This is a genomic window from Arthrobacter sp. NPDC056493, from assembly GCF_042795115.1.
Taxonomy (GTDB): Bacteria; Actinomycetota; Actinomycetes; order Actinomycetales; family Micrococcaceae; genus Arthrobacter.
The window spans coordinates 1-24,855 of the sequence record NZ_JBHTSL010000029.1 but is presented as its reverse complement, the minus strand read 5'-3'; the positions used below and the strand labels follow the sequence as shown (position 1 = coordinate 24,855).

19 protein-coding genes are annotated in these 24,855 nt (G+C 63.7%); 6 read left to right on the top strand and 13 right to left on the bottom strand.

The window, feature by feature from the left end; genetic code table 11:
* Window positions 1–212 precede the first annotated feature (212 nt).
* Window positions 213–1,544, top strand: coding sequence for an MFS transporter (locus ACFQ50_RS13095; RefSeq protein WP_377995976.1), 1,332 nt, complete (start codon window positions 213–215; stop codon window positions 1,542–1,544).
* An 85-nt stretch (window positions 1,545–1,629) separates the two neighbouring features.
* On the opposite strand, the gene ACFQ50_RS13090 is transcribed toward ACFQ50_RS13095, so the two are convergent.
* From ACFQ50_RS13090 to ACFQ50_RS13080, 3 genes are all read right to left on the bottom strand, one after another.
* Window positions 1,630–2,112, bottom strand: a complete 483-nt coding sequence (locus tag ACFQ50_RS13090) for a pyridoxamine 5'-phosphate oxidase family protein (RefSeq protein ID WP_377995975.1) — start codon at window positions 2,110–2,112, stop codon at window positions 1,630–1,632.
* Between the two features lie 100 nt (window positions 2,113–2,212).
* The gene (locus ACFQ50_RS13085; RefSeq protein ID WP_377996012.1) at window positions 2,213–3,685 is read right to left on the bottom strand and encodes an APC family permease; all 1,473 of its coding nucleotides are present in this window, start codon (window positions 3,683–3,685) and stop codon (window positions 2,213–2,215) included.
* 115 nt (window positions 3,686–3,800) lie between these two features.
* Window positions 3,801–5,228, bottom strand: a complete 1,428-nt coding sequence (locus ACFQ50_RS13080; protein WP_377995974.1) for a flavin monoamine oxidase family protein — start codon at window positions 5,226–5,228, stop codon at window positions 3,801–3,803.
* Between the two features lie 145 nt (window positions 5,229–5,373).
* Between ACFQ50_RS13080 and ACFQ50_RS13075 the strand changes: the two genes are divergently transcribed.
* Together ACFQ50_RS13075 and ACFQ50_RS13070 are read left to right on the top strand one after the other, a co-directional pair.
* Entirely contained in the window at window positions 5,374–6,081 is a 708-nt protein-coding gene (locus tag ACFQ50_RS13075; protein WP_377995973.1) for a TetR/AcrR family transcriptional regulator, read from the top strand.
* A 72-nt stretch (window positions 6,082–6,153) separates the two neighbouring features.
* A complete protein-coding gene (locus ACFQ50_RS13070; protein WP_377995972.1) occupies window positions 6,154–7,734 on the top strand; it encodes a hypothetical protein in 1,581 nt (526 codons plus the stop codon).
* 5 nt (window positions 7,735–7,739) lie between these two features.
* On the opposite strand, the gene ACFQ50_RS13065 is transcribed toward ACFQ50_RS13070, so the two are convergent.
* From ACFQ50_RS13065 to ACFQ50_RS13055, 3 genes are all read right to left on the bottom strand, one after another.
* Entirely contained in the window at window positions 7,740–10,007 is a 2,268-nt protein-coding gene (locus ACFQ50_RS13065) for a putative bifunctional diguanylate cyclase/phosphodiesterase (protein ID WP_377995971.1), read from the bottom strand.
* Window positions 10,008–10,694: 687 nt separating this feature from the next.
* Window positions 10,695–13,079 carry a maltose alpha-D-glucosyltransferase gene (treS, locus tag ACFQ50_RS13060; RefSeq protein ID WP_377995970.1) on the bottom strand — a complete coding sequence of 795 codons (2,385 nt, stop codon included), beginning with the start codon at window positions 13,077–13,079 and terminating at the stop codon, window positions 10,695–10,697.
* A gap of 234 nt (window positions 13,080–13,313) precedes the next feature.
* Complete coding sequence (locus ACFQ50_RS13055) at window positions 13,314–13,637, bottom strand: hypothetical protein (protein WP_377995969.1); 324 nt, start codon at window positions 13,635–13,637, stop codon at window positions 13,314–13,316.
* Between the two features lie 463 nt (window positions 13,638–14,100).
* Between ACFQ50_RS13055 and ACFQ50_RS13050 the strand changes: the two genes are divergently transcribed.
* Window positions 14,101–14,376, top strand: a complete 276-nt coding sequence (locus ACFQ50_RS13050) for a type II toxin-antitoxin system Phd/YefM family antitoxin (protein ID WP_377995968.1) — start codon at window positions 14,101–14,103, stop codon at window positions 14,374–14,376.
* Between the two features lie 939 nt (window positions 14,377–15,315).
* Here ACFQ50_RS13050 and ACFQ50_RS13045 read toward each other — a convergent pair.
* From ACFQ50_RS13045 to ACFQ50_RS13025, 5 genes are all read right to left on the bottom strand, one after another.
* Entirely contained in the window at window positions 15,316–15,780 is a 465-nt protein-coding gene (locus ACFQ50_RS13045) for a hypothetical protein (RefSeq protein ID WP_377995967.1), read from the bottom strand.
* Between the two features lie 132 nt (window positions 15,781–15,912).
* A complete protein-coding gene (locus tag ACFQ50_RS13040; RefSeq protein ID WP_377995966.1) occupies window positions 15,913–16,368 on the bottom strand; it encodes a hypothetical protein in 456 nt (151 codons plus the stop codon).
* A 447-nt stretch (window positions 16,369–16,815) separates the two neighbouring features.
* Entirely contained in the window at window positions 16,816–17,502 is a 687-nt protein-coding gene (locus ACFQ50_RS13035; RefSeq protein ID WP_377995965.1) for a response regulator, read from the bottom strand.
* A complete protein-coding gene (locus ACFQ50_RS13030; RefSeq protein WP_377995964.1) occupies window positions 17,499–18,425 on the bottom strand; it encodes a sensor histidine kinase in 927 nt (308 codons plus the stop codon). The genes ACFQ50_RS13035 and ACFQ50_RS13030 overlap by 4 nt, the downstream gene beginning before the upstream one ends.
* 253 nt (window positions 18,426–18,678) lie before the next feature.
* Window positions 18,679–19,212: a hypothetical protein gene (locus tag ACFQ50_RS13025; protein ID WP_377995963.1), complete on the bottom strand. Its 534-nt coding sequence runs from the start codon at window positions 19,210–19,212 to the stop codon at window positions 18,679–18,681.
* 598 nt (window positions 19,213–19,810) lie between these two features.
* Between ACFQ50_RS13025 and ACFQ50_RS13020 the strand changes: the two genes are divergently transcribed.
* The gene (locus tag ACFQ50_RS13020; protein ID WP_377995962.1) at window positions 19,811–19,954 is read left to right on the top strand and encodes a hypothetical protein; all 144 of its coding nucleotides are present in this window, start codon (window positions 19,811–19,813) and stop codon (window positions 19,952–19,954) included.
* A gap of 732 nt (window positions 19,955–20,686) precedes the next feature.
* Here the strand turns inward: ACFQ50_RS13020 and ACFQ50_RS13015 are convergent.
* Both ACFQ50_RS13015 and ACFQ50_RS13010 read right to left on the bottom strand, forming a co-directional pair.
* The gene (locus ACFQ50_RS13015; RefSeq protein WP_377995961.1) at window positions 20,687–22,054 is read right to left on the bottom strand and encodes an MFS transporter; all 1,368 of its coding nucleotides are present in this window, start codon (window positions 22,052–22,054) and stop codon (window positions 20,687–20,689) included.
* Between the two features lie 240 nt (window positions 22,055–22,294).
* A complete protein-coding gene (locus ACFQ50_RS13010) occupies window positions 22,295–22,975 on the bottom strand; it encodes a FadR/GntR family transcriptional regulator (protein WP_377995960.1) in 681 nt (226 codons plus the stop codon).
* Between the two features lie 716 nt (window positions 22,976–23,691).
* Between ACFQ50_RS13010 and ACFQ50_RS13005 the strand changes: the two genes are divergently transcribed.
* Window positions 23,692–24,840 carry a glutathione-independent formaldehyde dehydrogenase gene (locus ACFQ50_RS13005; protein ID WP_377995959.1) on the top strand — a complete coding sequence of 383 codons (1,149 nt, stop codon included), beginning with the start codon at window positions 23,692–23,694 and terminating at the stop codon, window positions 24,838–24,840.
* The last annotated feature ends 15 nt before the right edge of the window (window positions 24,841–24,855 follow it).

Sequence of the window (24,855 nt, the reverse complement as noted above, 5' to 3'; positions counted from 1 at the left end):
TGATTCTGGACTGGCTGGACTCGCTGGGGGAATCATAAGCCACGCACTCCGGGTCCCCGCGGAAACTTTTTTCGGCCGCTACTTGATCCGCGTCACAAGATCTATATGATTAACCAGATTCCTATATGATTTGGCGCCGATCTCTTCGGCGTCTTTCCCTCCCGCCGGTGCCCACAGCACCCGAAGCCATGTTCACGTCGAAGGAGACCCGCATGACTGCGCTCGGAAGCAAGACCGCCGCCACGTCATCCACAACAGCACCCCGCCAGATAATGACCCGCAAACGCTGGGTCATCATATGGCTCGCCTTTATCGGCCTCAGCATCAACTACCTCGACCGCTCGAGCCTCAGCGTCGCCCTGCCGTTCATGGGCAAGGACTTTGAGCTCAGCGCCACCCAGCAGGGGCTCATCTTTGCCGCCTTCTTCTGGGCCTATGACTTCTGCCAGCTCGCCGCCGGCTGGTACGTGGACAAGGTGGGCCCCCGCCGGTCGTTCTCCCTGGCGGCCATCTGGTGGTCGGTCTTCACCATGGTGACAGCGGCCGCATCCAGCTTTTGGTCGCTCTTCGCGGCCAGGTTCCTCCTGGGTGTCGGTGAGAGCCCGGCCCCCAGCACCGCCGCCAAGGTGGTGGCCACGTGGTTCCCTGTCCGGGAGCGTGCCTTCGCCACTAGCATCTGGGACTCCGGGTCCCGCGTCGGCGCCGTGATCGCACTGCCGATCGTCACCCTGATCGTTGCCCTCACCTCCTGGCACGCGGTATTTATTATCATCGGCGTCGCCGGCGTCATCTGGGCCGCAGCCTGGTGGAAGTACTACCGCAGCCCCGGCGAACACCGGGGAGCCAATGCCGCGGAGGTGGCCTACATCCGGGATGGCGGCGCCCGTGACGAGGCGAGCGATGATGCCGACGCAGCCAGGCTGCCGTGGCGGTCCCTCTTCAAGTACCGCACGGTGCTCAGCATGATGTTCGGCTTCTTCTGCCTGAACAGCGCCATCTACTTCTTCATCACGTTCTTCCCCAGCTACCTGGTGAAGGAACGCGGCTTCGATCTCCTGAAGCTGGGCTTCTTTGGCGCCATCCCGGGCATCTGCGCGGTGCTGTGCGGCTGGCTCGGAGGCTACCTGGCCGATCGCGCGGTCCGGGCGGGCGCCTCCGTGACCAAGGTCCGCAAAACCGCCATCGCCGGCGGCCTGGCCGGCGGCTCAGTCATCATGTTCGCCGCCCTGGTGCCAGAGGCATGGATGGCCCTCGCGCTGCTTTCCGTGGCCTACTCCAGCCTGACCGTCGCCGCCACCGGCATCTGGTCGCTGCCTGCCGATGTGGCCCCAAGCTCCCGGCACGTGGGTTCCATCGGCGGCCTGCAGAACTTCGCGTCCAACCTGGCGGGCATCTTCACTCCGATCCTGATCGGCGTGCTGGTCGACCAGACGGGATCGTTCATCGCCCCGCTGGCCGTGATCGGCGCAGTGTCGCTGATCGGTGCCGCCAACTACCTGTTCATCATGGGCAAGATCGAACCCCTCAAGGTCAGGGAAGCCTAGAAACAGCAACGCGGGGCCACTTAGCGCCGAATCCGCCCCCCGGACCCGGCGCTAAGTGACCCCGCGTTGGAGTTTGGAGCGGGAATTACAGTTCCACGGTCCCGCTCTCGCCGACGTCCATGCGGCTGTGGGTGACCTTCGACTTGACCCACTGCAGGACCGTCGCCGCCGTGCCTCCGGGGCTGGTCCAGTACTCCGCGGAGTCGGAATCCACGCGCAGCAGAACCACCTCGGGCGTGTCCGGACCGTCCGGGAACCAGGCCTCGACGGACTGGTTCCACAGCTCGCGGATCTTGGCCCGGTCACGCACCACTTCAGCAGTCCCCGCCACCGACACCCACTCCGTGCGCTTGCCGAATGACACGTTAACCCTGGCATCGGCGGAGATGTGGGCCACCTGGGAGGTCCCCTCCCCCGTGAAGAACCACATGTCGCCGTCGTCCTTCACGTCCTGGACGGCCAGCGGCCGGCTGACCAGGGCGCCTTGCCCGTCGATCGTGGTGAACATTCCGATATGGGAATCGTTGATGATGTCCGTGACCTTGCTGATGCTTTCCGTGCCGGTCATGCTGTCACCTCGTTCTGCTCGAGTACGTTCTCAGTACGTTCAGTTGAACCGGGTCAGTGCCCTAGTAAGCACCCTATTGGTAAGTGTGCTTAGTTTCCAGTCACAGACCGCGCGCCAGCACCTTGCCCCTGAAGAACTCGGGCCGGATCCGGGCCATTACCAGCATGCTGACCACGCCAAGCAGGATGACGCCCATGCCCAGAATGAACACCATGCCCACGCCGCCCACCGAGGACCCTGAACCGTACGCCGGATCCATCGAGTCGTAGGCCGTTTTGACGAACATCACCAGCAGGATCACGCCGCCCAGCAGCGGAGCCAGGAACTTGAAGAGGAACGCCCGGGCGCCGGTGAAGGCCACCGCGCGGAAGAACCACACGCACGCGAGCGCCGTGATCCCGTAGTAGAAGCAGATCATCATGCCCAGCGCCGTGATGGTGTCCCACAACGCGTTCTCCGACGTGGTCCGGGTGATGATGTAGAACGCCGCCGCGGCAACAGCCGCCGCAATGGTGGCGTAGCTGGGCGACTTGAACGTGGGGCTGACCTTGCCGAACTTATCCGGCAGGGCTTTGTAGTGGCCCATGGCCAGCAGCGTCCGTGCCGGGGAGACGAACGTGGACTGCAGCGAGGCGGCGGAACTGCTCAGAATGGCCAGCGACATGAGGATGGCAAAAGGCCCCATGACCGGCCCGGACAGGACCGCGAAGATGCTGGACTGGTTCTCCGGATTGCCGGTGCCCAGGCCGGCCTCCCCGACGCCGGCGAAGGACAGCGTGGCCAGCGCCGCCAGCATGTAAATGGCCACGATGACGACGACGGTCACGGTGGCCGCCCGTCCGGGGGTCTTCTCCGGGTTCCGGGTCTCCTCGTTCATGGTCAGGGTCACGTCCCAGCCCCAGTAAATGAAGATCGACAGTGACACCCCGGCCGCGAACGCAGAGAAGGAATCGATGGCGAAGGGGTTGAACCAGTCCGGCGAGATGGCGGTGGCGTCGAACGCGGTCCCGTTGGCCACGTGGACGAACGCGGAGACGGCGAACCACCCCAGCACCAGCAGCTGGAATCCCACCAGGACGTACTGGACGCCCTTGGTGGTTTCCATGCCGCGGTAGGAGATCCAGCACGCCGCCGCGATGAACACCAGCGTGGTGGCGATGTTCAGCGGCAGGTTCTTTGACAGCTCAGCGATCGCGGGATTGCCGAGCAGCTGGGCGAGCATCAGGTAGAAGAAGTCGACGGCGACCGCCGCCAGGTTGGACAGCACGATGATGGTGGCGGCGATCAGCCCCCAGCCTCCCATCCAGCCGATCCACGGGCCAAAGGCGCGCGTTGCCCACGTAAAGGAGGTTCCGGCGTCGGGCATTGCGTTGTTGAGTTCCCGGTAGCCGAGCGCCACGAGCAGCATGGGGATGAACCCCACGAGGAAGACCGCCGGCAGGTGCACGCCCACCTCGGACACGGTGGGCCCGAGGGCCGCGGTGAGCGTGTACGCCGGCGCGATGCAGGACACCCCGATCACCACGGCGCCGACCAGCCCGACGGATCCGGCCTTGAGGCCCTTTTCACTCAGACTTTTGTGCGTGTCCTGGGTGACGGGGGTCTTTTGTGCTCATGGGATTGCCTCTCCGGAGTGTCATTCCTCATCGAATGGGGTGCGGCCGCTGCGTGCGGGTGCGGCCAGTGGGTTAGACGACGGCGGCCGTCGCGTTCGCCAGCGCAGGCTCGCCGTGCGCGGCGGCAGCCGCGGCGGCAGCCTTCGCGATGCGGGCCGCCGTGGCCTGGCCCATGCGGACCGCCCCGTCCACGTGCTGGTAGCCTTCGGCGGCGAGGTCGGACGAGCACCAGTAGATGGGGCCGACGGCGGCGTGCTGGTCCCTGCCGTAGCGGTGCAGTCCGCCCAGGTCGTAGCTCGCGGCGTAGGCGCCCCGCGTCCATTCCTCGGAGCCCCAGTCGGATTCGTAGTACACCTCGGGCTCCAGGGCCTTCTCGCCCAGGAAACCGGCGACCGATTCCAGGATGGCGCGGCGGCGATCGTCGGCACCCAGCTCGAAGACGGCGTCGGCCTTTTCATCGGAGACAAAGCCCACGAGCGTTCCGCGGGTGTCGCCGTGGTTGGTGTTGTCGTAGACCTCCTGGACCAGCGAGCCGGCGCCGAACCCGGTGCCGGAGAGGCCCTCCTCGCGCCAGAACGGCGTGCTGTAGACCGCATGGACCTTGATGACCAGGCCCAGCGACTGGTGCTGGTGCATCTGGTGCTGGCGGCGCGGCATCGGCGGGTTGAAGGAGACCCGGGAGTACAGGTTGGGCGGCACCGCCATGATCACGAAGCGCGCGTTGACCGTGGCCCGGTCGGAGACGGCGGTGACCCGGTGGCCGTTTTCGCCGTCGGCCTCCCAGTGGATGGTACGCACGGGGCTATTAAGGACGACGTCGGCACCCAGTTCCGCTGCCTGCAGCAGGGAGACCTGCTGCATCCCGCCGATAACCCGCTTGTCCAGGATGAAGTCCTCATCCGTGAGGTGGGTGAACGAACCTGCGGAGGCGGCCATCAGGACGGCCTGCAGGGCCGAGAAGGCGTGCGCCGGCTTGGTGAGCATGCCGCCGGCGATGAACAGCCCGATGTTGTTGCAGGCTTCCTCGTCCGCGGAATTCCGGCGCAGCCAGTGGTGGAAGGAGACGGTGTCCAACTCCCGCGCCTTGGGGTGCGCCCAGGGTTCGGTGGCGCCGATCTGTGCCGCCAGTTCGTCCAGCAGGGCGGTGAGCTTGTCCATCTCGGCAGCCGTGGTGGCGCTGACCGGGAACGTGTCCCCCGTGTAGCGGACCGGCGCGCCGTCCGCCCCGATGTAGACGGACTCGCCCTCGCGGTAGCGGGAGTAGGTGTCCAGGCCAAGCTCGTCCAGCAGGGCCAGCAGTGCGGTCTGGTCCGGCGATACCCACTGGCCGCCGATCTCGAGCATGGCACCGTCCACCGTGTCGGTCCACGTCCGGCCGCCGACGCGGTCACGGGCTTCGAGTACGGCGACCGTCAGGCCCGCCTTTTTCAGTTCGCGGGCAGCGGTGAGGCCGGAGGGGCCGGCGCCGACGATCACTACGTCGCGGTCAAGATTCAGCATGATGTCCTTTCTCTGTGGCCGCGCGAGTGATGCGAACCACTAAATGAATGCCATTCATTTATAAGAACTATAGAGCCTTTGACGAGGGAGCGGAAGAGGCTGATGGAATAATGCGAAAGGACGTCCAACCGCAGAAAGGTCAGCCATGCCGGCAACACCAGCCGTAGCAACAGCCGGTTCAGCAACGGCTGGCTCAGCAACAGACCGACAGGGCAGCCGGCGCCGCGCCGGGCGCCCCGTGGGAGGCGTGCTGGACAAGGGCGGCATTACGGAAGCCGCGCTGCGGCTTATTGAAAAGAAGGGGTACGACGGCCTCACCATGGCCGCACTGGCCCGCTTACTGAACGTGGCGCCGTCGGCCCTCTACAACCACGTGAAATCCAAGCGGGACGTTCTTCTGCTGGTGGAGGACCACCTGGCATCACTCGTGGACGTCTCGGCCTTCGGCGGCGGACCATGGGAGGACGCCGTGCGGAAGTGGGCGTGGAGCTACCGCGACGTTTTCTCCCAGCACACCCCGCTGATACCGGTCATTGCCGTGCTGCCCGTGACCGACGCGCCGCAGACCCTGGCCATGTACGAGACGGTCAGCGCCGGCTTCCGCGACGCCGGTTTTCCCGAGGAACGGATCGTCTCGTCCATCGTCGCGCTGGAATCCTTCATCTTCGGCTCGGCCTATGACGTCACGGCGCCGGCGGACATCTTCGACCCCGGGACCATGGCGGAAGCGACGCCCAGCTTCACGGGCGCCGTCCGGAGCCTGGCCGAGCAGGGCCACGAACGGCCGGCCGACGTCGCCTTCAGCCTTGGCCTGGAGGCACTGATCAGCGGGCTGGGCGGCCTGCGGGACTGATCAGCGATATGCTCGTGTCCGGATGGCGTCCGCGGGGGGATGCGGCCGCCGCCGTAGGCAAAGGTCTCCGCCGTGGCTGTTCTGAAAGTCCTTGTCGCCGCCCTTCTCGCACTGGCCGTTCCGGCGGGGGCTGTGGCCCTGGCCCCGCGGGCGAACGCGTCAGCGCAGGTCTACAACCCCTGCGCCAGGCTCAGCGCCGGGCAGACGAAATTTTCCGGTTTCGGGGCGAACAGGGTCACGTTCGCCACGGCCACCACGCGCAATACCAGCCTGCTCACCATCACCGGCTGCGTCCGTTCCGGCAGCCGCTACGTCCAGGAGTGGCAGGACTGGGGCTACGGCGGACAGTACGGGTTCGCGGCGCAGAACCGGGAATGGGAGGACACCTACCGGTCCCCCACCGGCTCGTTCAGTTTTACTGAGGCCCTGGGGCGCAGCAATCCCGGCACCGCACTGAAGTACTACAGGATCAACTCCCGGTCCCGCTGGGGCGGTGAATGGAACCGGAACTACAACCAGTACTTTGAAGGCGCCGGCGGCGACGCCGACGAGAACCTCTGGACCTTCATGAACCAGGGCTATTACGAGCAGGCCGCCGTCATCAACTACAACCGGCCGCCGGACTCCAAGACCGTCCTCGGCGCCTCGTACGCTATTTTCTTCCACGCCGGCCGCGCCCCCAGCGCCGGGTGCGTCTCCACGAGCCTGGCCACGGTCACGCGCCTGCTTCGGACCAGCCGGCCGGGAGACCGGATCATCATGGGCGCGGTGGATGACGTGTTCACGCCGTATTCGAGCAACCCGTTCGGCGCCATCACTGCCAAGTACGCCCGGACCGGCGAACCTGCCAGCTGGCTGGGCAACCCAGCCTCCCGGGAGGTGACCGGGCTGCGCAGCGGCGGGGCGTACCAGGTGTTCCGCGGCGGATCCATCTACTGGTCAGCTGCCGGCGGTGCGCACACGATCGGCGGCGCGATCCGCAGCAAATGGTCTGCCGGCGGCGCGCAGGACGGCAGGCTTGGCTACCCGACGTCGGATGAAGGGCGCGGACTCAGGAACGGCGGCGCCTACCAAGGCTTCCAGGGCGGCCGGATCCACTGGTCCCCAGCGACAGGGGCGCACATCACGCAGGGCGGAATCCTCGCCGCCTGGGCCGGGTCAGGCTACGAGCGCGGCGTGCTCGGGTACCCGACGTCGGATGAGTACGCCTTCAGCGGCGGCGCGGCACAGAACTTCCAGGGCGGCACCATCACGTGGACCGCCCAGGCCGGGGCGCGGATTGTTGCCGGCGCCATCGGCGCCAAGTTCAACTCTGCCCGCACCCTTGGGCATGCCACCACAAATGAACTCGCCACCCGGCTCGGCGGGCGCTACCAGGGTTTCCGGAACGGATACCTCGTCTGGTCCCGCGCAACGGGTGCGCACCTCTCCTCCGGTTCACACCGCACCGCCTGGCTGAACAGCGGCGCTGAAGCGGGACCGCTCGGTTTCCCCACTACCGACCCCCTTCCGGCCTCGGCGGGGGGCACCGCAACGGGCACCGTCCAGAACTACCAGCACGGACGGATTGCCATCGCCCCGGACGGTACCGTGACCGTCACACTGGACACCCCGCCGTCGTCCATTCCGTCTGCATCGCCGGCTGCTGGCTGAGCACGTCACGCGGAGGGCAGCCCGCTGTCCAGTCGGGCTGGCGAGAGCCATTCGTCCAGCTCGGCCGCCGGCACGGGGCGAAGGATGTGGAAGCCCTGCGCCTGGTCGCATCCGTAACCACCGAGCTGCTCCAGGGCCGGCCTGTCCTCCACGCCTTCGGCCACGACGATCAGGCCGAGGCTGTGCGCGAGGTTGATGGTGGAGGCCACCAGGGCTGCGGCCCGCGGGCAGTGGGTCATCGGGGCTATGAAGGAGCGGTCCAGTTTCAGCTCGTTGATGGGCAGGTCGCGCAGGTAGGCCAGGGAGCTGTATCCCGTGCCAAAGTCGTCGATGGCAATCTGGATTCCGCTGTCCTGCAGCCGGGACAGGATGTCCCTGGCGCGGCTGCGGTCCGGCATCATGAAGTCCTCGGTGATCTCCACCATCAGGGCGGACTCGGTCAGGTTCCGCGCACTGACCATCGTGGCGATCCGTTCGGGCAGTTCCGCGTCTATCAGCGTGCTGGCTGAGAGGTTGACCGCCACCGTCATCGGACGGCCCTGGCGGTGCCAGCTGGCGGCCTGGTCGAGGGCCAGGGTGAGCACCCTGCTGTTCAGGTCGTTCATGAGCCCCGCTTCCTCGGTGAGCAGAAGGAAGGAGTCGGGTGCGAGCAGCCCGCGCCGGGGGTGGTTCCAGCGGACAAGGGCCTCCACGCCCTTCACGTCGCCTGTCACAGCGTCCACCTTCGGCTGGTAATGCAGCACCAATTGGTCCTCGGCCAGGGCGGCGCGCAACTCCTGCAGCATCCGCAGCCTCTCCTCCCCCGGGTTCTGGTCCTCGCTGGCGTACACGTGGTGCCCACTGCGCGAAGTTTTCGCCCGGTACATGGCCGTGTCCGCCTTGCGCAGCAGCGTCTTCAGGTCCTCGCCCTGTTCCGGGAACAAAGCGATGCCGACGCTGATGCCCACCTGCACGGCAATGCCCTTCAGGGTCAGCGGCTCACTCAGGGCGGCGCGCAGCCGGTCAGCGATCCGGACAGCCTCGTCCTGGCCGGTGTCGAGGAGGAGAATGGCAAACTCGTCTCCGCCCAGCCGGGCAATCAGGTCCCCCGGACGCAGGCAACGGCGGAGCCGTTCACTGACCTGGATCAGCAGCCTGTCGCCCACGTCGTGGCCCAGGCTGTCATTGATCTCCTTGAACCGGTCGGCGTCCAGCAGCAGAAAGGCGCACTCTATTCCCGGCCTTGCGCTGAGCAACTCGGGGGCATCGGCGTACAGCGCGCGCCGGTTCGGCAGCCCCGTCAGCTCGTCCGTCCGCGACTGGCGCCGCACCTCAGCGAGCGTGACAAGCTTGCGGAAGGCCAGCTGGGTGCGGATACCCGCGGACAACAGCGTTGCGGCGGCAAGGGCGACGGCGAGTCCCGGCACGGGAATGCCTGTGCCCACGATCAGCACCCCGGCCCCTGCGGCCGTGGCAACCATCGGAACGGCCGGCGTCCACGAGCCTTCGCTGGCACCCTCGGCCCTTTCCTCCTGCCGGGCGAAACCGTCGGCCCAGGCTGCGATGAGGCAGAGTCCTGCCGTCCATCCTGCATCGAGTGGCGTGCCCAGCTGATAGGTGTCGTTGGCCAGCCTGAAAGCGTAGAAGGCATCGGCCACTGCGAACACGATAAGTCCCAGCATCAGGGTTGCCCCGCTGCGGGCCGTGGCAAGGCCGGGCACCGCTGCCATTCCTGCGGTCACCGCCAGGACGATGAGATCCAACAATGGGTAGGCAATGGCCACTGCCGTCGCCAGCGTGGGAAAGGAACTGGCCGCCGACAGCAACGGGGCGAGCAGGACAACCAGGACCGATGCGGCGCCGAGGGAGCCGACGACGGCGTCCAGCAGCACCGAACTTGCCAGCCTCTGGCGCAGGGAGAGCAGGTAGGCGAACAGTCCGCCAAGCACCAGCGGGTAAAACAGCAGGTAGCTAGCATCCGCAGGAGACGGGAAGGGCAGCGCAGTGCCCTCCGAGAGAGCGATAACGTAGAAGGTGCTCCCGGTTGTGTATGCGGTCAGGGCCATTGCCACCAAAACAAGCGGCAGCCGTGCTTTCGCCCGGAAGGCAGCCAGCCAGGCCACGGCAACCGGAGCCCACCCTGCCGGCACTCCAAGCCAGACGTCGACGCGCGGCAGGAGTCCCTCTTCATGAAGCATCAGGGCCGCCAGATACAGGCCCAACAGCACCCACATGCTCCACAGCAGGCCCCGCGAGCCCTGTCTCCCGCGTGGAAGATCAGCCTTTCGGCTCATGCCTGTCTTCATCCGCCCCCCAGCATCAGATGCGCCCAGCAGCTTGCTTGCCCGTCAATGAACCACAGGGGTCCGCCGGAGGCGAGGCACCGAACTAATTTCTCAATGGCGCTCTGGCCGTTTCGGACACAGAACAACCGCATATGACACGAATCGTACGGCAAATTGAGTATCCATCCGAGAGCGGAATCACCACTCGGGTTCATCCCGGGCTGGGCGAAGGGGCGCAGGTTGTTTATCGAGCCTGTCTCCCGAGGCACAGCCCTCCTATACTCGATGCACCGGCGAATCACTGCAGAAGCAGGGACGGTAGTTTGGAAAGGTCGCGGTCACCGTGGTCAGGAATCCATTCAGGCATGCCTCGCACGGACACGGAGAGGAGCCGAAGCCGGGCGTTCACCGATCTTCCTGGCTCCAGCGCGAAGACGCCGGCATCAGCCACGGCAAGAGCAGCCTGTTCTTTATCGCCCACGAATCGCCGCCGCCGCCAACGGTGACCTGCATCCAGGGACACGAGGTCCTGCCCGGAGAAAGTAGCTGCAGCCATGGCCATCCGGTCGGCTAAGTGATTCCGGACGCCAGACACCGGAGGTTTGGCCACCGAAGCCCGCACCGCCGTTCATGACGGAGGTGCGGGGCTTCCGTATTCAAGTGTTGGTCAGGAGAACCGGGCCGGGCCGGGCCGGCTCACTCGGCGTCGCCGTCGTCGTCCTTCTCGCCCTCCTTCAGGAGCAGCGCCGTGCCCTGATAGGCGCCCAGCTCCAGGAAGAAGCTGTGCAGGTCATCGACCTGCCCCACGGCCTCGCCGCTGAAGAGATCATGGACGCTGCTGCCGGGAACGAGGTGGGTTGACTGGATGCTGCCCGCGATGTCCTGGCCGGAGAAGTTGAGCACGGTGGCCTGGAGGTTCCCGTCCCCCAGCCGGTTGACCATGACCAGCAGGCCGCGCTGGGAAACCTCCGGCACGTCCAGCAGGGCGCTGGTGGCGATCCCGCTCTGTTCCCGCACGGCAAGGATTTTCTGCAGCCGCCGGGCGAAGGAATCCGGGTCCTTGAGCTGGTCCGGCAACGGGCCGTAGAGGCTGCGGGCACGCGGCATGCCGGAGGATGAAGCCGTCGCCTCTGGGCTGGTGCCCATGATGTCGTGTGCGCCGCGGTTGATCCAGCGGGTGTCGCCCTGCGCGGTGAGCTCCCGCACTTTCTGGCGGTCCAGGGCGGCCACGCCGGTGAGGTCCCAGCCGGAGAGGGCAAAGACACCGGGCTGCAGGGCGTTGTACATGGACAGCAGGATGTGGACGTCCAGGACCTGCGCCTGCTGTTCGTCGGTGAGGTTCTCCGGGTCCTGGATGCCGAGGGCCGCCATGATGAAGCTCGCTGTCGTGCAGGCGATGCCGTTGGTGGTGAACAGCGCGTTGTACGGAGTGTCCGGACCCGTCAGCCGCTCCCGCAGGGTTTGCTGGACGTGCTCGGCAAGCTCGGCTCCCGTGAGTTCCTGGCCGTTGAGTTCGAACACGTCGTCCTTGTGGCCCGCGGCGAAATGGACCAGTTCATAGGTCAGTTCGTCGTGGTTCTGGAGGGCGTGGACCAGTGATGCCTGGTCGACGCCGATGTCCATGGCCAGCCGCAGTGTCAGGCGCAGGAATTCGGTATCGGCAGTCACCAGCGCGTAGTGGTACGCCGGCCTGGTCACGAAGTCGTAGGAAAGATCCGGGCCCGCCTCCGACGTGGCCTTGATGTCGTCTATGGTCAGGTTCAGCTCCTGGAACGAGAACCCGCCCACCTTGCGGATCATTGACCCGATCAGCTGGTTGGCCGCCTCGGACAGCGGGTGCCCTTCGGACCAGCCCGGCTGTTCCTCGGCGCTCTTCTCCACACCCAGGAATCCGTTCGCGTCCAGCCGGAGTGCGCCCGTGCCCAGGTCGAGGAGCGAATGTAGGGCGTCGCCGACCACCAGGCGCATACCCGCGAAGGTCGGGTCCAGCCAGTTGATGGACGGCTGGCCGGCCTTGAAGTAGTGCAGGTAGACCCAGCGGCGGGTCTTGCCGGCCGTGTCCACGATGGGCCGGGTGGCGCTCCAGTTGGTCTCCTTGACGCCCGGTTCATAGAAGATCACGCGCTGCAGGCGGCCGATGATGTAGCCGGCCTTTTGCAGCGCCTGCTCGGCGTCCGGGCTGATATTCACCGAATCTTCACCCGCGGGGACGTCGGGCAGCAGGTGCCAGTCCTCTTCCGGGATGTCGATCATGTGGTAGATGCCGGGATAGTCGCGGAAGTTCATCTCGGCGAGCCTGAAGTCGGCCCCCTTGCCGGTGTGGCCAGGAACGATGTCATCGATCACGGTGCCGTCATGGTCGGCGGCCACCTCGCACATCTTGCGGAATTCGTCCTCGGTGCCGAACACCGGGTCGATGGCCATGCTGATGCGGTCGAAGTGCCCGTCCACGCTCGGCGTCTGGGACCAGCCGCTGATGCCGCCGGCGAGCTTGACGGGGCCGGTGTGCAGGCCCCGGATCCCGATCTCCCGGAACGCGTCCCACAACTCAGGATCCCCCAGGGCCGAGAGGAAGGACTGGCCCGGGCGGGTGATGAAGGACAGTGGGTAGGCGGTGAACCAGACGGGTGCGCGTTCCACGGCGGCCCGCGGGTTGGGGTGGGCATACGAGTTCTGCCACATGCTGGCCTGCCCGGAGAGCTGCCGCGCCATCACGTTCGCGTCCCCCAGCATCGCCTGGTTCCGCAGCCACTCGACGTAGGCGGCGTTGCGCCCGTCGAACTCGAGCGATGGGCGGTCGGCGAAGAACTGACGACGGCGGGCGATGGGCCTCAGCGCCTTGGGACGGGCCGGATAGAACTGCTCATCGTATGTGATGTCGCCTGCTTCGGAAACTTCCGGCGTTTCGCTGACTTCCTCCGCGGGCCCCTCGTCCGCTGAACCGGTGGTTTCGGAGGCTGAGCCCGTCGCTTCGACGGCGGAGGAGCCGGTCAGGCCGGCCGGGGCCGGATCGAATCCGTCGGGCGCCACGGCCAGATCGTCGTCTGCTGAAACGCTCTTGTTGAAGCTTGCTTCCCGCACAGATTGCTCCTTTATCGGTGGTTCCTGCGTGGCACCTTCCCGAGGTGTTCTTCAGTCTTCCCGTACCCCGGCGCCTTGAGAGTATTCATTTGTCGGCTTAGCCCACCGTATGTCGAGTGCCGCAGGAATAGCGACTATTTGACATCGCGGTTCTCCCCCGCGGGCGGGGCGGGCAGCACCTACTGGGGCGCCTGAGGCGCCGGCGTGCGGAAACGGCCCCGGACTCTGCGCCGCCTATGCGCTGAGGCTCCAGTGGACCCGGATTGCCTCTGCAATTGGGCCGGCGGTGACGTCCACGCGGAAAGCAACGGGCGCCGTCCCTGTCTCTTCGACTATCGCGTCGCGGTACACGCGGCCGCAGGCGGGACAGAGGGTGTGGAGGTCCTCATCCGCTGGCCACTCCGCCAGGCCGGCGGGGACGGCGGTGTTCGCTCCGGCGTGAACGGGGACGCCCTCTGAGTTTGCCTGGATCAGTCCGTCCTGGCTGACGGTATTGCCACACACGCAGGTGATGGTGGTGACATCATGACCGGTGACGACGGCGGTTTCAGCGTCCACAATGAGCTCCCCGGTACTGGAGGCGACTTTCTGCTATTAGCATATGCCCGCCGAAACGTACGGTCGCCTACATGTTGACCGGCTGTTCGTGCGGTTGGGTTTCAACCATTTCGCCGGAATGGCAATATTCCGCATTATCAAACTGGCATGCACGGTCATTCATGGGCTGGGAGGAGTCCTGCGCCAAAACGGCGGGACGGGTAGGGCGCCGCGGAAAGGTGCCCTACCCAGGCGCCATCAAGGCCGTCAGCGGGCGCCAGCGGTGTCCGCAAATCCGTCCTCGCCACCGGTTACGGAATCAGCCGGGAAACGGTGTACCAGTACCTCCGCCAAGTCCGGCTTTCCTGGAGACTCAGGCCGCCAATTCCTTCGGCCAGCCTGCCGGCCAAGCCAGAGCAACGCGCCATCAAGGATCAGCCACGCGGCAGGCTAATTGTGGCCAGAATTCAGGCTAAATTAAGGCATGAAGACGGTGCCGCTCAGCGAAGCGAAGGACAAGCTTTCCGCGCTTGTGGAGGAAGCGGACAAGACACACGAGATCATCCAGATCACCCGGCACGGGCGCCCCTCGGCCGTGCTGATGTCCGCCGATGACCTGGAATCCCTGCAGGGAACCATCCACTGGCTGTCGCAGCCGGGCATCTGTGAAGACCTGGCCCAGGCCGGGCGAGTTATCGCCGAGGGAAACACGACCAGCGGCGATGATCTCCGCCGCGAATTCGGGCTGCCGCCCCGGTGAGTGATGCACAACCTGCCGGCCAGGCGCCCTGGAAGGTGGAAGTCACCAGCCCGGCGCTGAAGGGCTTCCGGCGGTTGCGGGAGAAAGCAGCAGCCGCCATCGTCGAGTTCGTCACCGGGGTCCTGTCCGAGAACCCGTACCGGCTGAGCAAGCCCCTCACAAATGGACTACTCGGGCTGCGCACCGCCCCCCCGCGGAGACTACAAAGTGCTGTTTACCCTCGACGTTGAAGCCCACATCCTGTACGTCCACCGCATCGAACACCGCTCGGACGCCTACAAGCCCCGATAAAACCCGGGCGGTACCCGCCGCGCGTTAGCTTGGCGGAATATCGATTATCGATCCTCACAGGCGTTTAAGTAGGACGAGTCGGCGGTCACTGGATGAGAGTTTCGCGCATCGGGCGCTGACTTCGTTGCCCCTCAGTGGCGTCTATGTCGGTGCCAGATGAGGCAGGCGAAACTCCCGGCGTCAGAGGCTCTTGCCTGCGGAGCCGAGCGCCATGGCGCCGGTTCCGAGTCATTGAAACGAGACACCAAATTCTGCATGGAGATCTAACCGGACGTCTCGTCTGCTGCGTTCTCGCAACCCTCGCCTTGCGAGACATGCCAGGCACAGCTGACAGTGGCCGCGGTTGGGATAGGACTCCGCTGTGCCTGCCCCGCTTGTCTCCGTCTGGAAGGAGCCAGGTTTCAGTCCGACTACGTAATAGCCCGTCGACCCGATAAGCGGCCTGGAGCACCATTGACACCCCGGAATAGAGTGCTAGCAGCGGTTAACACGCCGCTGGATTGTTGTCGCTGTCACGCAAGCTCAGACCTCCCCGTTCCTCGCCCGCCCTCTGCACGACTCGGAGAGGGCGGACGAAGCTCGGTTGTTGTTCTTGGCCATTTTCCTGACAGGAATTACAAAGAGCTTGGATGCTGAATTCGGATTGCTTCAGCAGGTCTGGAGATTGCCCTCCGGGCCCATGAAGTGGATAAACCCGGCCCAGTTGAAGTCGATGTATATACCTTCGGACCCCATGCGTTTGTTGATTAGCCATTTGTGAGCGGCGATGGCTACCTTGACTATAGTTCGCCAGGGTTCAGGTATCGCGTCCAAGAGCCTTTCAAACTCGGGGTGGCCCATGCTTGCCCAACACCCGGCCTCGCGATTAAGGGACAGACGGGCCCCCCACCAGTGAAACTTCAGGGAAACCGGCGGTTTATTGGCCAACAACTGCGCGGTCGGGACGGCGTCGTACTTGGTAGTTCCGGATTGGGCGAAGATGCCGCCCAGACTAGCGGTACTGGCTGGCACAGCGAGGGTTGCCGCCGACGCGGGAACAGCGACGCCCGTTAATGTCACTCCGGCCGCGAGAATCGCGGCTATGCCTGCAGTGCGAAACGGATTTGTGTGCATTGAAATCCTCCGATCATTCGATAATTGTGAGCAGCTTTGATTGCAGAAATTGTTCTCTTATGCACGGGGCCAGACATTAAGGATGTAATCGGCCGTGTTGCAATGGCGAAAGCCGCGGACGCCGACCGCCTGTCACCAGCGGTTGGGGATGACCCTGTACGTGAGCTGATAGTTCGCTCCGTCCTGCGTAAACGAGGCGTATTGTTCGCCGCTGTTGACCTGACTGGCCGACGCTGTAACCTCGCCGAGGAAATCATCGTTGTCGAAGATCCCGGTGTCGGCATCGTAGAGGCGGATCTTGGCGGTTGAACTGAAGGGGACGCTGCGGTTGATGTCGAGCGAGTCTCCGTCGTTCATGCTCTGCGGGCCCCAGACCGTAACGCCATGCACACGGAGGTAGGCTTCATCGGCTCCTAGCCAGTCTTCGGTTTCCCTGCAGTCCAGGGAGACGAGAACCAGACGGTAGGAGCTACTCGATGAGGCCGCTGGCACAGTGGCGGAGGCGGCTTGAGTGCCGGTCAGGAGTGCGGCTAGAGCGAGGGTGGATCCGGCCAGAGTGACTCCAAGCCGGGGGATGCGTGACTGCATTTTCTTCTTCTTTCCCTGAGGGCGGTTCCGCTTTTCGGAGCCAGGGTTGCCCTGCAGCTCAAGAATGAGCCGAATGAGTCAGGGAATCGTCGGCCTAAAAGGGTACTTCCGGCCTGCTGCATTTGATGCATTTTAGGGAGCCAGTAAGGCAGGAATCTGATGCCTCACGCGTGGGGTGAAGTTCGGAGATGAGGGGCGCCGGGAAGCGGGGCTCTGCGGGAGCGGGGTGACTAGCGTCTTCTGCTGAGCAGGTTATTGGCCCCGTCCCGCGGTCACCGCTGGTCTCGGCATCGCTTACGGCGTCCAAAGGACTGGCGTTTCAAACTCAAGCGCGCGCCTTCGCGTGCTTGAGTGAGTAAGAACGGTTCTAGCCTGGGCGAGGGGGCGGTTGCCGCCATTTCGCCAGAGCGCACGCGGTGGTAGATCGGCCTATACACCAAAGTCCGGTTAAGACCTCGGTGGAAGGGGATCGTCGGAAGCGACCAGTCCGGTACGGTATGCCGTAGCAACGGCGCCGGCTCGGTCGTGTAGTCCCATCTTCATCAACAGTCGGCTGATATGAGTTTTGACGGTGGCCTCGGAAATGAATAAGTGGTCCGCGATTGCCCTGTTGGGCAGCCCGTGGGCGAGAAGTATCAGGACTTCACGTTCTCGATGTGTAAGGCAAGCAATCTGTTCTGAGTTGGGCAGCGGGGACTCCGGCCGACCCTTAAAATCGGCCAACAGGCGTTTCGCCACGGCTGGATCGAGCCAGGCCTCTCCGTTGGCAACGGCATGTATGGCTGCAACAAGTTCCGCTGGTGCGGCATCCTTGAGCACGAACCCAGACGCCCCCGCACGTAGAGAGCTCCGGACTGCCTCGTCAACGTGGTACGTCGTTAGCACGAGGACTGCAGGCACTGAATGACCGGTGGGATTTGATCCGATAATCCGCTTGGTGGCCTCGACGCCGTCCATCACGGGCATGCGAACGTCCATTACCACCACGTCCGGTTTCAGCCCGTCTACGCTGGTGACGGCTGCACTGCCGTCGTCTACGACGGCTACAACCTCAATGTCAGGCTCGGCGTCAAGGATCATGGCTATGCCCGTACGCATCAAGACTTCGTCATCGGCGAGCAGCACGCGGATCATGATGGAACGGCCGTCGGCAGAGTGGCATGTACCCGGTACCCGCCTTCGTCGCGGGGGCCGACGGATAGTTCGCCGCCCATGAGCTTCACCCGTTCGCGTAGCCCGACCAGGCCGTATCCGCTGCTGAGTTCCGTGGTTACGGATGGGACCGATCCGGCCTGATCGTTGTCTACATCGATGGCAAGGCTTTCTTCGTGTTTGAACAGCACTACATCGGCATGGGACCCCGGGCCTGCGTGGCGAGTTACATTGGTCAGTGCCTCCTGCACGACGCGGTAGGCAGCCATCTCGATACTCGGGTCGAGCTGGCCGGCTAGTCCACGCATGGAGAGGTTTACACTTACTCCGGCAGCCTCGGTCTGTTTGACCAGCGTTTCAAGATTCTGCAGCGTCTCCGGTGTCCCGGCCCCGGGAGCATCCCTGTCGGCGACTGACCGTAGAACTTCGAGTAGCCGGCGCAGTTCCCCCATTGCTTGTTTGCCGACGACCTCGACGGACTGAAGAGCAGCCTCGGCAAGTTCCGGGTCTCGTGTAAGTTGCCGTCTAGCGCCTGCTGCCTGCAGAACCATTACTGTCACTGCGTGGGCCACAATATCGTGCAGCTCGCGCGCTATCCGTAACCGTTCTGAGGCCACGGCATCCGCGGCCATAGCAGCCCACGTCTCGACCAGTTCCCGTGCACGGCGGCTCGTTGCGGCAGCCGACCTCCCGAAAAACCAAACCGCAAGGTCCATCATCGAAAAAATGGCAGCTACTCCGATGACAGAAGCCCAGCTGCTCAACGCGGCCGAGCTTTCATAGAGGGCAATGAGCGAGTGCGTCCCCAGGGTTGCCGCCAGACACCATCCGCATTGCTGCAAAGGCCGCAGCGCCGCCGCGGTGTAGAGCGCGACGAACAGGCTCAGTAAGGGACGTGATCCCACACTAAGAGTAAGAGTGGCTGCGAAAGCGCATAGCCCGAGACTAATAGCGACAGGTGCGTGACGGCGAAGAGCCAAGAGAGGCAGGATTGTCAGGTTGAGGAGGGCAACCATCGCGGAGGACCCATCAAATGCGGACCAACCCCTGTTCCCAGCAGTTTCCATCAACGACGTGAAGAAGACGGTGTCGAGTCCTACGGCCACTGACGCGACCGCGAAATCACGATACGAAATGGCAGGCATCCGCACTTGAAATTCAATCCCAGTGCAAGATGTGTTGGCAAACAAAATCACCAGGCGTGATGCCAGCAACGTTTACGGGTGGGGACCATTCGGGCATCGCGACTGTTTTTGGAATAAGTTTCCGATTTGGCAGCGAACCGTCGAGTTTGGCGAGCCTTTCGAGGTTATCGCCTATGGATGCCCTCACTGCATCCCATCGGGACGCGTTCGGCTGCGCCAATGCCTCATCGAACTTTGCTTTCGAGGCTACCCCGGGGGTCCGGGTGGGAACTGATGTTGCTGTGAAGCTAACAACGCCCAAAGTGCCTCCCTGGGTGTCGACGCCCTCGATTATCTGGACTTTGGCCGGGGCCAGCCACTGGGCCGGTGTCCCTTTGTAGGCCGGGACGTAGACGCCGAATTCCTTGCCGGTGATGGACTTCGGCCACGGTCTAAACACCGCGGACGGGCCGGCCTGTCCGTGCATTAATACGCCTCTTGCCAAAGGTGATCCCAGAGCAGGTGCGAAAAGCGATATGACAGGAGCAACTGCCGGGTCACCGTTCACGGTCTTGCCTCCTCCTAGACGGCAGTGTCGGGGATTCGCTGCGCTGTGTTCTCAGTGTGCTCCGGGCATCAACTTGGAGCAAGACGGCCAGCTCCGCTGATCAGGGTGGCGTTACGTCAGGCAATGCTGTCGATGCTCTACTCCTTGTTCGCAAGGTTCCGGAGTACCTCTGCCCTCGACTTTTCGATGGTGGATAACGAAACCTGATTAGCCACATTGATTGCCACCAGCAGGGGTCAGCGGGAGCAGGGCTGACAATAGAGTTTGGCTGCGTAGTGCATGGGAGCTAGTTCGTTGCGGCAGCCAAAACGCGGCCACGACGGGCATCAGTCATATCAGCCGGGAGGGCTTCACGCACGGAAAGGCCGAGGAGAAGTGGAGCCAACTCTCACCGACGCAGCGAATCGCGTCTTGGCAGGCTCCCGGCCGTCCGAGGATCCCGAGCCGGACCTCGGCTAACGCAAATTGTGTACTGTCTCATGATCGTCGTCCCGTCCAGGATGTACCGATGAAATCAGCCGCTAGCGAGACGCGAGTCAGTGGCTCCCCTGCCATTCTGGGAGTGCCGGTACAGGAAGGAAACTAAGAAAGGAAAGAAATGACACGCGAAGAAGCCTTCGCGAGGTGCACCCCGGACTCGTACGTCGAGTTCTACGGCGGCCTGTGGCTCGTCGTGCCGCTCGCCCAAGTGGACCAGCCGCCGTTCTTCGTCTGCACACCCCAATCGGCCAGCAGTCACTAAACCTGCGCCGGACGTTAGTTCAAGCCCAAAGGCGCCACCGTCACCAGCGCAACGCACACGTCTCGCCGACGGCGTCACCGCCATCACCAATCAGGTCCCTCCCACCACCCCTGGAACACGGTGCCACCAGGAGACCCCGCCAATGCACCGGCGACGCATTCTGCTTCCCGAAGTCCCCGCCAACACAGCATCCCTATTGGGTGCTCCCGGGCTTCCCTTCGTCAGATTTCCATTAGGGCAAGTGTGACTGTGTGGAAAGCCCTTCCGCCAACGACTACCCCATGTAGCCCAGTCTCAGCGCAGGCGCGTTCGCGCAACCGTCGCCGGATCAAATAGGCCGGGGTCATCGTGAGGTCCACCCGGGAACTTGCCGGACGTCTGCTTGAACTACACCCCAACCTGACGCGCGCCGGCAGTAGGAAGTTTGTAACCGGGTGGCACTTTGCGGTCCTCTGTGCAGGGCTCTACATCTCTGGCGGAATGTTTCACGCCGATTTGCGAAAGTAAGGCTACTGTCTATATGTTCGGTTCAGCACTTTCGCGTTGCCCCCAATACACGGAAGTGTTCGGACCACCGAGAAGAACCCCGCGCAACTGACCCGTTCCGCGGGGTTCTTCTTTACAGGGAGTGTGTCTAGGAGGTCAGGCACTCCGCGAGAGCTACAGTTCCTCCCGGCATGGGGACCAGCCGACTTAGCTGCGTGACGTGGCGTGGTTCGAGTTCGTGGCGGTTCAAAGTACTGATCCCTTCTGAGAACCGGGGTTGTCCGACGATACGGTAACCGGGGGCACGTCCGAACCTTCGCGGTGCGCGACGCGCTTGATAAAGAAGGAAGCCACAATTGAAATCGCTGCGCAGCCGGCGACATACGCTGCGATGGGCCACCACTGCCCGCCGCTGATTTCGAAGAGCCATGCCGCGATGATCGGAGCGGTGCCGCCGAAGATCGCTGCACCGAGTTGGTAGCCGAGCGAGGCGCCAGTGTAGCGGACCTCGGGAGCGAAGTTCTCTGCGATCAACGTACCCAGAATCGCGTTGACACTGCCCCACAGAAGGCCGAAACCGACAATGGTGGCGACGAACAGCGCCCAGGTCGCGCCAGTGTTAAGCACGAAGTAGTAGGGCACAACTAAAATGAGTGTTGCCGTAGCCGACCAGCGGTAAAGCACCGCACGCGAAAACTTGTCGGAGATACGCCCGAAGACCGGCATCCAGATTGTTGCCACCAGCGCAGCCGCGGCAACTGCGAGGAGAACGACATTCCCGCGTGCTCCCAGAACGTTAGTGGCGTAAGCAATGACGTAGGTGCCGAAGATGTAGAACGGGCCCGTCTCCGCGGCCTTCGCACCGATCGACACGAGCACGGCACCCCAATGCTTGGTGACGACCTCTTTGATGGGCAGACGCAGTTGCGCTCCCGCCTCTCGAATGCGCTTGAACTCGGGGGTCTCGTCCAGGCCGTTACGAATCCAGAGGCCGATGAAGACGAGCACAACGCTGGCTATGAATGGAACGCGCCAGCCCCAGACAAGGAACTGTCCATCCGGAAGGAGAGTAAGGAGACCAACAACGCCGGCAGCGAGCAGCATGCCCAGGCTGATGCCCATCTGCGGCACGGCACCGTAAAGGCCGCGCCGGTTTTTTGGCGCGTACTCGTACGCGAGAAGGAGTGCCCCGCCCCATTCGCCGCCGATGCCAAGACCTTGAAGGATGCGGCACAGGATGAGCAGGATCGGGGCAGCGATGCCGATTGCGGCGTAGTCAGGCAGTAGCCCGATCGCGACCGTTCCGCCTCCCATAAGCATGAGGGTGATGAAGAGAGTTTTCTTTCGGCCGATGCGATCGCCGATGTGAGAGAAAATGATGCCGCCCAAAGGACGGAAGAAGAAGGTAAGCGAGAACGAGATGTAGGCAAGCAAAGTCGACACGAAGGCGTTGTCGCTCGGGAAGAAGAGCTTGTTGAAGACCAGGGCGGCAACGGTGCCGTACACAAGGAAGTCGAACCACTCGATGACGCTGCCGCTGAGGCTGCCCAAGAGTACCCGGTAGTTCAGCTTCTCGGTGCTCTTTGTCTCTTCTGAGGATGTACTGACCGTCAAGGATCTTTCCTTTGGAATCGGAGGAGGTGTGGCCCTACCACATGGTCCGACCACACGAAACTGTAGACTGTGACTATCAACACGTCAAGATTCGACTGCTTTCAATGGAGCAGGCTCCCAGCGATGCCCAAGGTAACTCACTGTTTAGGCGATGGGGGAGGTTACGATCGCTCCGCACCCGCGCACTGCGATGCGATGCGCGAGATAAAGCCGGTCTGGGTGCTTCCGGACAGCGACGGTCTAGTTTGCGGTCTCAATGTAATACCCGCGGATGTGCTGGCGTACGAGTTCCGCAGCCGCCGCGCTATCACCCCGGCGAAGGGCGTCCAAGATTGCATAGTGTTCGGAACGCAGGCGTGTGGCGGTCCTCTCCCAGTCCGGAAGCGCTTGGGCGCGGGCAAGCGTGTGATCCGCGATGGAAGTGCGCAGGGCATCCATGAGCGTGCTGATAAGGGGATTTCCCGCGGCGCGCGAAACCGCTACGTGAAACTCGGCGTCGAGATGAAGGAAATCAGGGACAGGAGTACCGGAGCCGTCCATAAGCTTAAGCAGCCGCTCAGCAGCGTCCCAGTCTCCTCGGCCAGGATCTGCGTGCTCGGCGGCCCATGTCTCAAGCAGCAGACGCACCTCATATACGTGTGAGTGCTCGACGTGGCTCGTCGCCAACTGCAGGTTGAGCGCCAGTGCTAACGCCTGCTCGGGTGCCGCAGTCACGACCGTGCCCGAACGCGGCCCGGAACCAGTGGTCGCTTGGATAGTTCCAAGTGCTTCAAGAACCTTCAGCGCCTCACGCAACGAGCTCCGAGAGACTTGCAGCGTCTCAGCTAGTGTCCGTTCACTCGGAAGGTGGTCGCCGATTCGCAGACGACCGCTCGAGAGCTCTCGGGTCACCCAGTTGATTACTGCCTCGTGCGCTTTCATCTCCACCGATTATTGCAGGTCAGGCGGGCGTGCCGTTTTCCAATTGCTCCAGCACTCGCGCGGGACTTTCAGTCCCCGCGTGGTACCCACTCGCAACAGAGTTACCAGTGACTCCGACCTCAGAACCAATCGGTGTGGACCCAGCAGGTCCTCGCGTTCGAACGTGATGTTCAGCGAAGCTACATATAGTCCGTGGCCAAGGCGCGGCCACTCGCTAGCCTGCCCGGCGGCACGAACCGTTCTTAGGCCGCCTCGCACCCTTAGGGTCGGCCGCCAGACAGAACAACGGGAGCGCGGGCGGCACCGTCTCCCACTCCTCATCTGTCACATTTTGTAGGTCAGCCGGCTACTCGCGGCCCGTTCCACGGGCGGGGCCGAGCCTGCCGGGCATCCTGGATGAGTCAGTGCCCCTCGACACCCTTACTAAGGGTGCTTAGTATTGAGCCTCGACCAGTTCCTCTTTTGCAGACAGGCAGGCGGGGCTTTTTCCCGGACACCCTGCCGTCTGAACCCCTCGGCCCCCCGACCCATTGGGCCGGTTCAGGGCTACAATCCCTGTTCCCCATTTCCTCGCCAGCTCCAATACGCGTATTCGGGTGATAACTCCATCCCCCTTTTCCGTGCCACCGTCCTGCAGGCGCCTGACCCTGCAACGCGCCCGGAAGCTACGACTTCTGGGCCCCGGTCAGGATGGGATAAAAGAAAAGAGCGAAAAAGTGAAGGCAGTAGTTTACAAAGGACCGAACGATGTCAGCGTCGAGGAGATCCCCGACGCCAAAATAGAGCACCCCGCTGACGTGCTGGTTCGCATAACCTCAGCGAACATTTGCGGCTCGGACCTGCACATGTACGAGGGCCGCACCAGTTTTGAACCCGGACGCTCCTTCGGACACGAAAACCTCGGCGAGGTGGTGGAGACTGGCCCCGCGGTGAGCAAAGTGAAAGTGGGCGATCGTGTGGTGCTGCCGTTCAACATCGCCTGCGGATTCTGCAAAAACTGCGATCGTGGCTTCACGAACTACTGTCTGACCATGCAGCCTGAACCCCAGCTCGCAGGCGCAGCCTACGGGTTCGCGGACATGGGCCCGTACCAGGGCGGACAGGCCGAGTACCTGCGCGTGCCGTACGCGGATTTCAACTGCCTGCGCCTGGGCGAGGACTCCGTGGAGAAAGAACTCGACTACGTCATGGTCGCCGATATCTTCCCCACCGGCTGGCATGCCACCGAGCTGGCCGGGGTGTACCCGGGGGACTCCGTGGTCATCTACGGTGCAGGACCGGTCGGACTCATGGCCGCCTACTCAGCGATTATCAAAGGCGCTGGAAAGGTCATGGTGGTGGACCGCCAGAATGACCGCCTGAAGCTGGCGGAACAGATCGGTGCCATCCCCGTGAATGACTCGGAGGTCGACCCGGTGGAGTTCGTCAAGGACCAGACCATGGGATTCGGCGCAGACCGCGGCTGCGAATGCGTCGGCTACCAGGCGCACGATCCAGGCGGTAACGAACATCCCAACATGACCCTGAACCGGCTCGTGGACTCCGTCCGTTTCGTCGGTGGCCTGGGCGTGGTTGGTGTCTTCCTGCCCCAGGACCCCGGAGCCCCCGACAAACTCGCCCAGCAGGGCCAGGTCGCCTTCGACTACGGAAACTACTGGTTCAAAGGACAAACGATGGGCTCAGGCCAATGCCCGGTCAAGAAGTACAACCGCGCCCTGCGCGATCTCATCGCCGGCGGAAAGGCCAGCCCCTCCTTCATCGTCAGCCACGAGCTGCCGCTGGATGAGGCCCCCGACGGCTACAGGAACTTCGACAACCGCGAAGACGGATGGACAAAAGTCGTCCTCCACCCGGCCGGGGTCTGAGCGAGCCCGGAGAGG

Excerpts from the sequence above, each read along its gene's own strand:
- ACFQ50_RS13095 (WP_377995976.1), top strand. The coding sequence starts at position 213 with ATGACTGCGCTCGGAAGCAAGACCGCCGCCACGTCATCCACAACAGCA.
- ACFQ50_RS13090 (WP_377995975.1), bottom strand. The coding sequence starts at position 2,112 with ATGACCGGCACGGAAAGCATCAGCAAGGTCACGGACATCATCAACGAT.
- ACFQ50_RS13080 (WP_377995974.1), bottom strand. The coding sequence starts at position 5,228 with ATGCTGAATCTTGACCGCGACGTAGTGATCGTCGGCGCCGGCCCCTCC.
- ACFQ50_RS13075 (WP_377995973.1), top strand. The coding sequence starts at position 5,374 with ATGCCGGCAACACCAGCCGTAGCAACAGCCGGTTCAGCAACGGCTGGC.
- ACFQ50_RS13065 (WP_377995971.1), bottom strand. The coding sequence starts at position 10,007 with ATGAGCCGAAAGGCTGATCTTCCACGCGGGAGACAGGGCTCGCGGGGC.
- ACFQ50_RS13050 (WP_377995968.1), top strand. The coding sequence starts at position 14,101 with ATGAAGACGGTGCCGCTCAGCGAAGCGAAGGACAAGCTTTCCGCGCTT.
- ACFQ50_RS13045 (WP_377995967.1), bottom strand. The coding sequence starts at position 15,780 with ATGCACACAAATCCGTTTCGCACTGCAGGCATAGCCGCGATTCTCGCG.
- ACFQ50_RS13040 (WP_377995966.1), bottom strand. The coding sequence starts at position 16,368 with ATGCAGTCACGCATCCCCCGGCTTGGAGTCACTCTGGCCGGATCCACC.
- ACFQ50_RS13035 (WP_377995965.1), bottom strand. The coding sequence starts at position 17,502 with ATGATCCGCGTGCTGCTCGCCGATGACGAAGTCTTGATGCGTACGGGC.
- ACFQ50_RS13020 (WP_377995962.1), top strand. The coding sequence starts at position 19,811 with ATGACACGCGAAGAAGCCTTCGCGAGGTGCACCCCGGACTCGTACGTC.
- ACFQ50_RS13010 (WP_377995960.1), bottom strand. The coding sequence starts at position 22,975 with ATGAAAGCGCACGAGGCAGTAATCAACTGGGTGACCCGAGAGCTCTCG.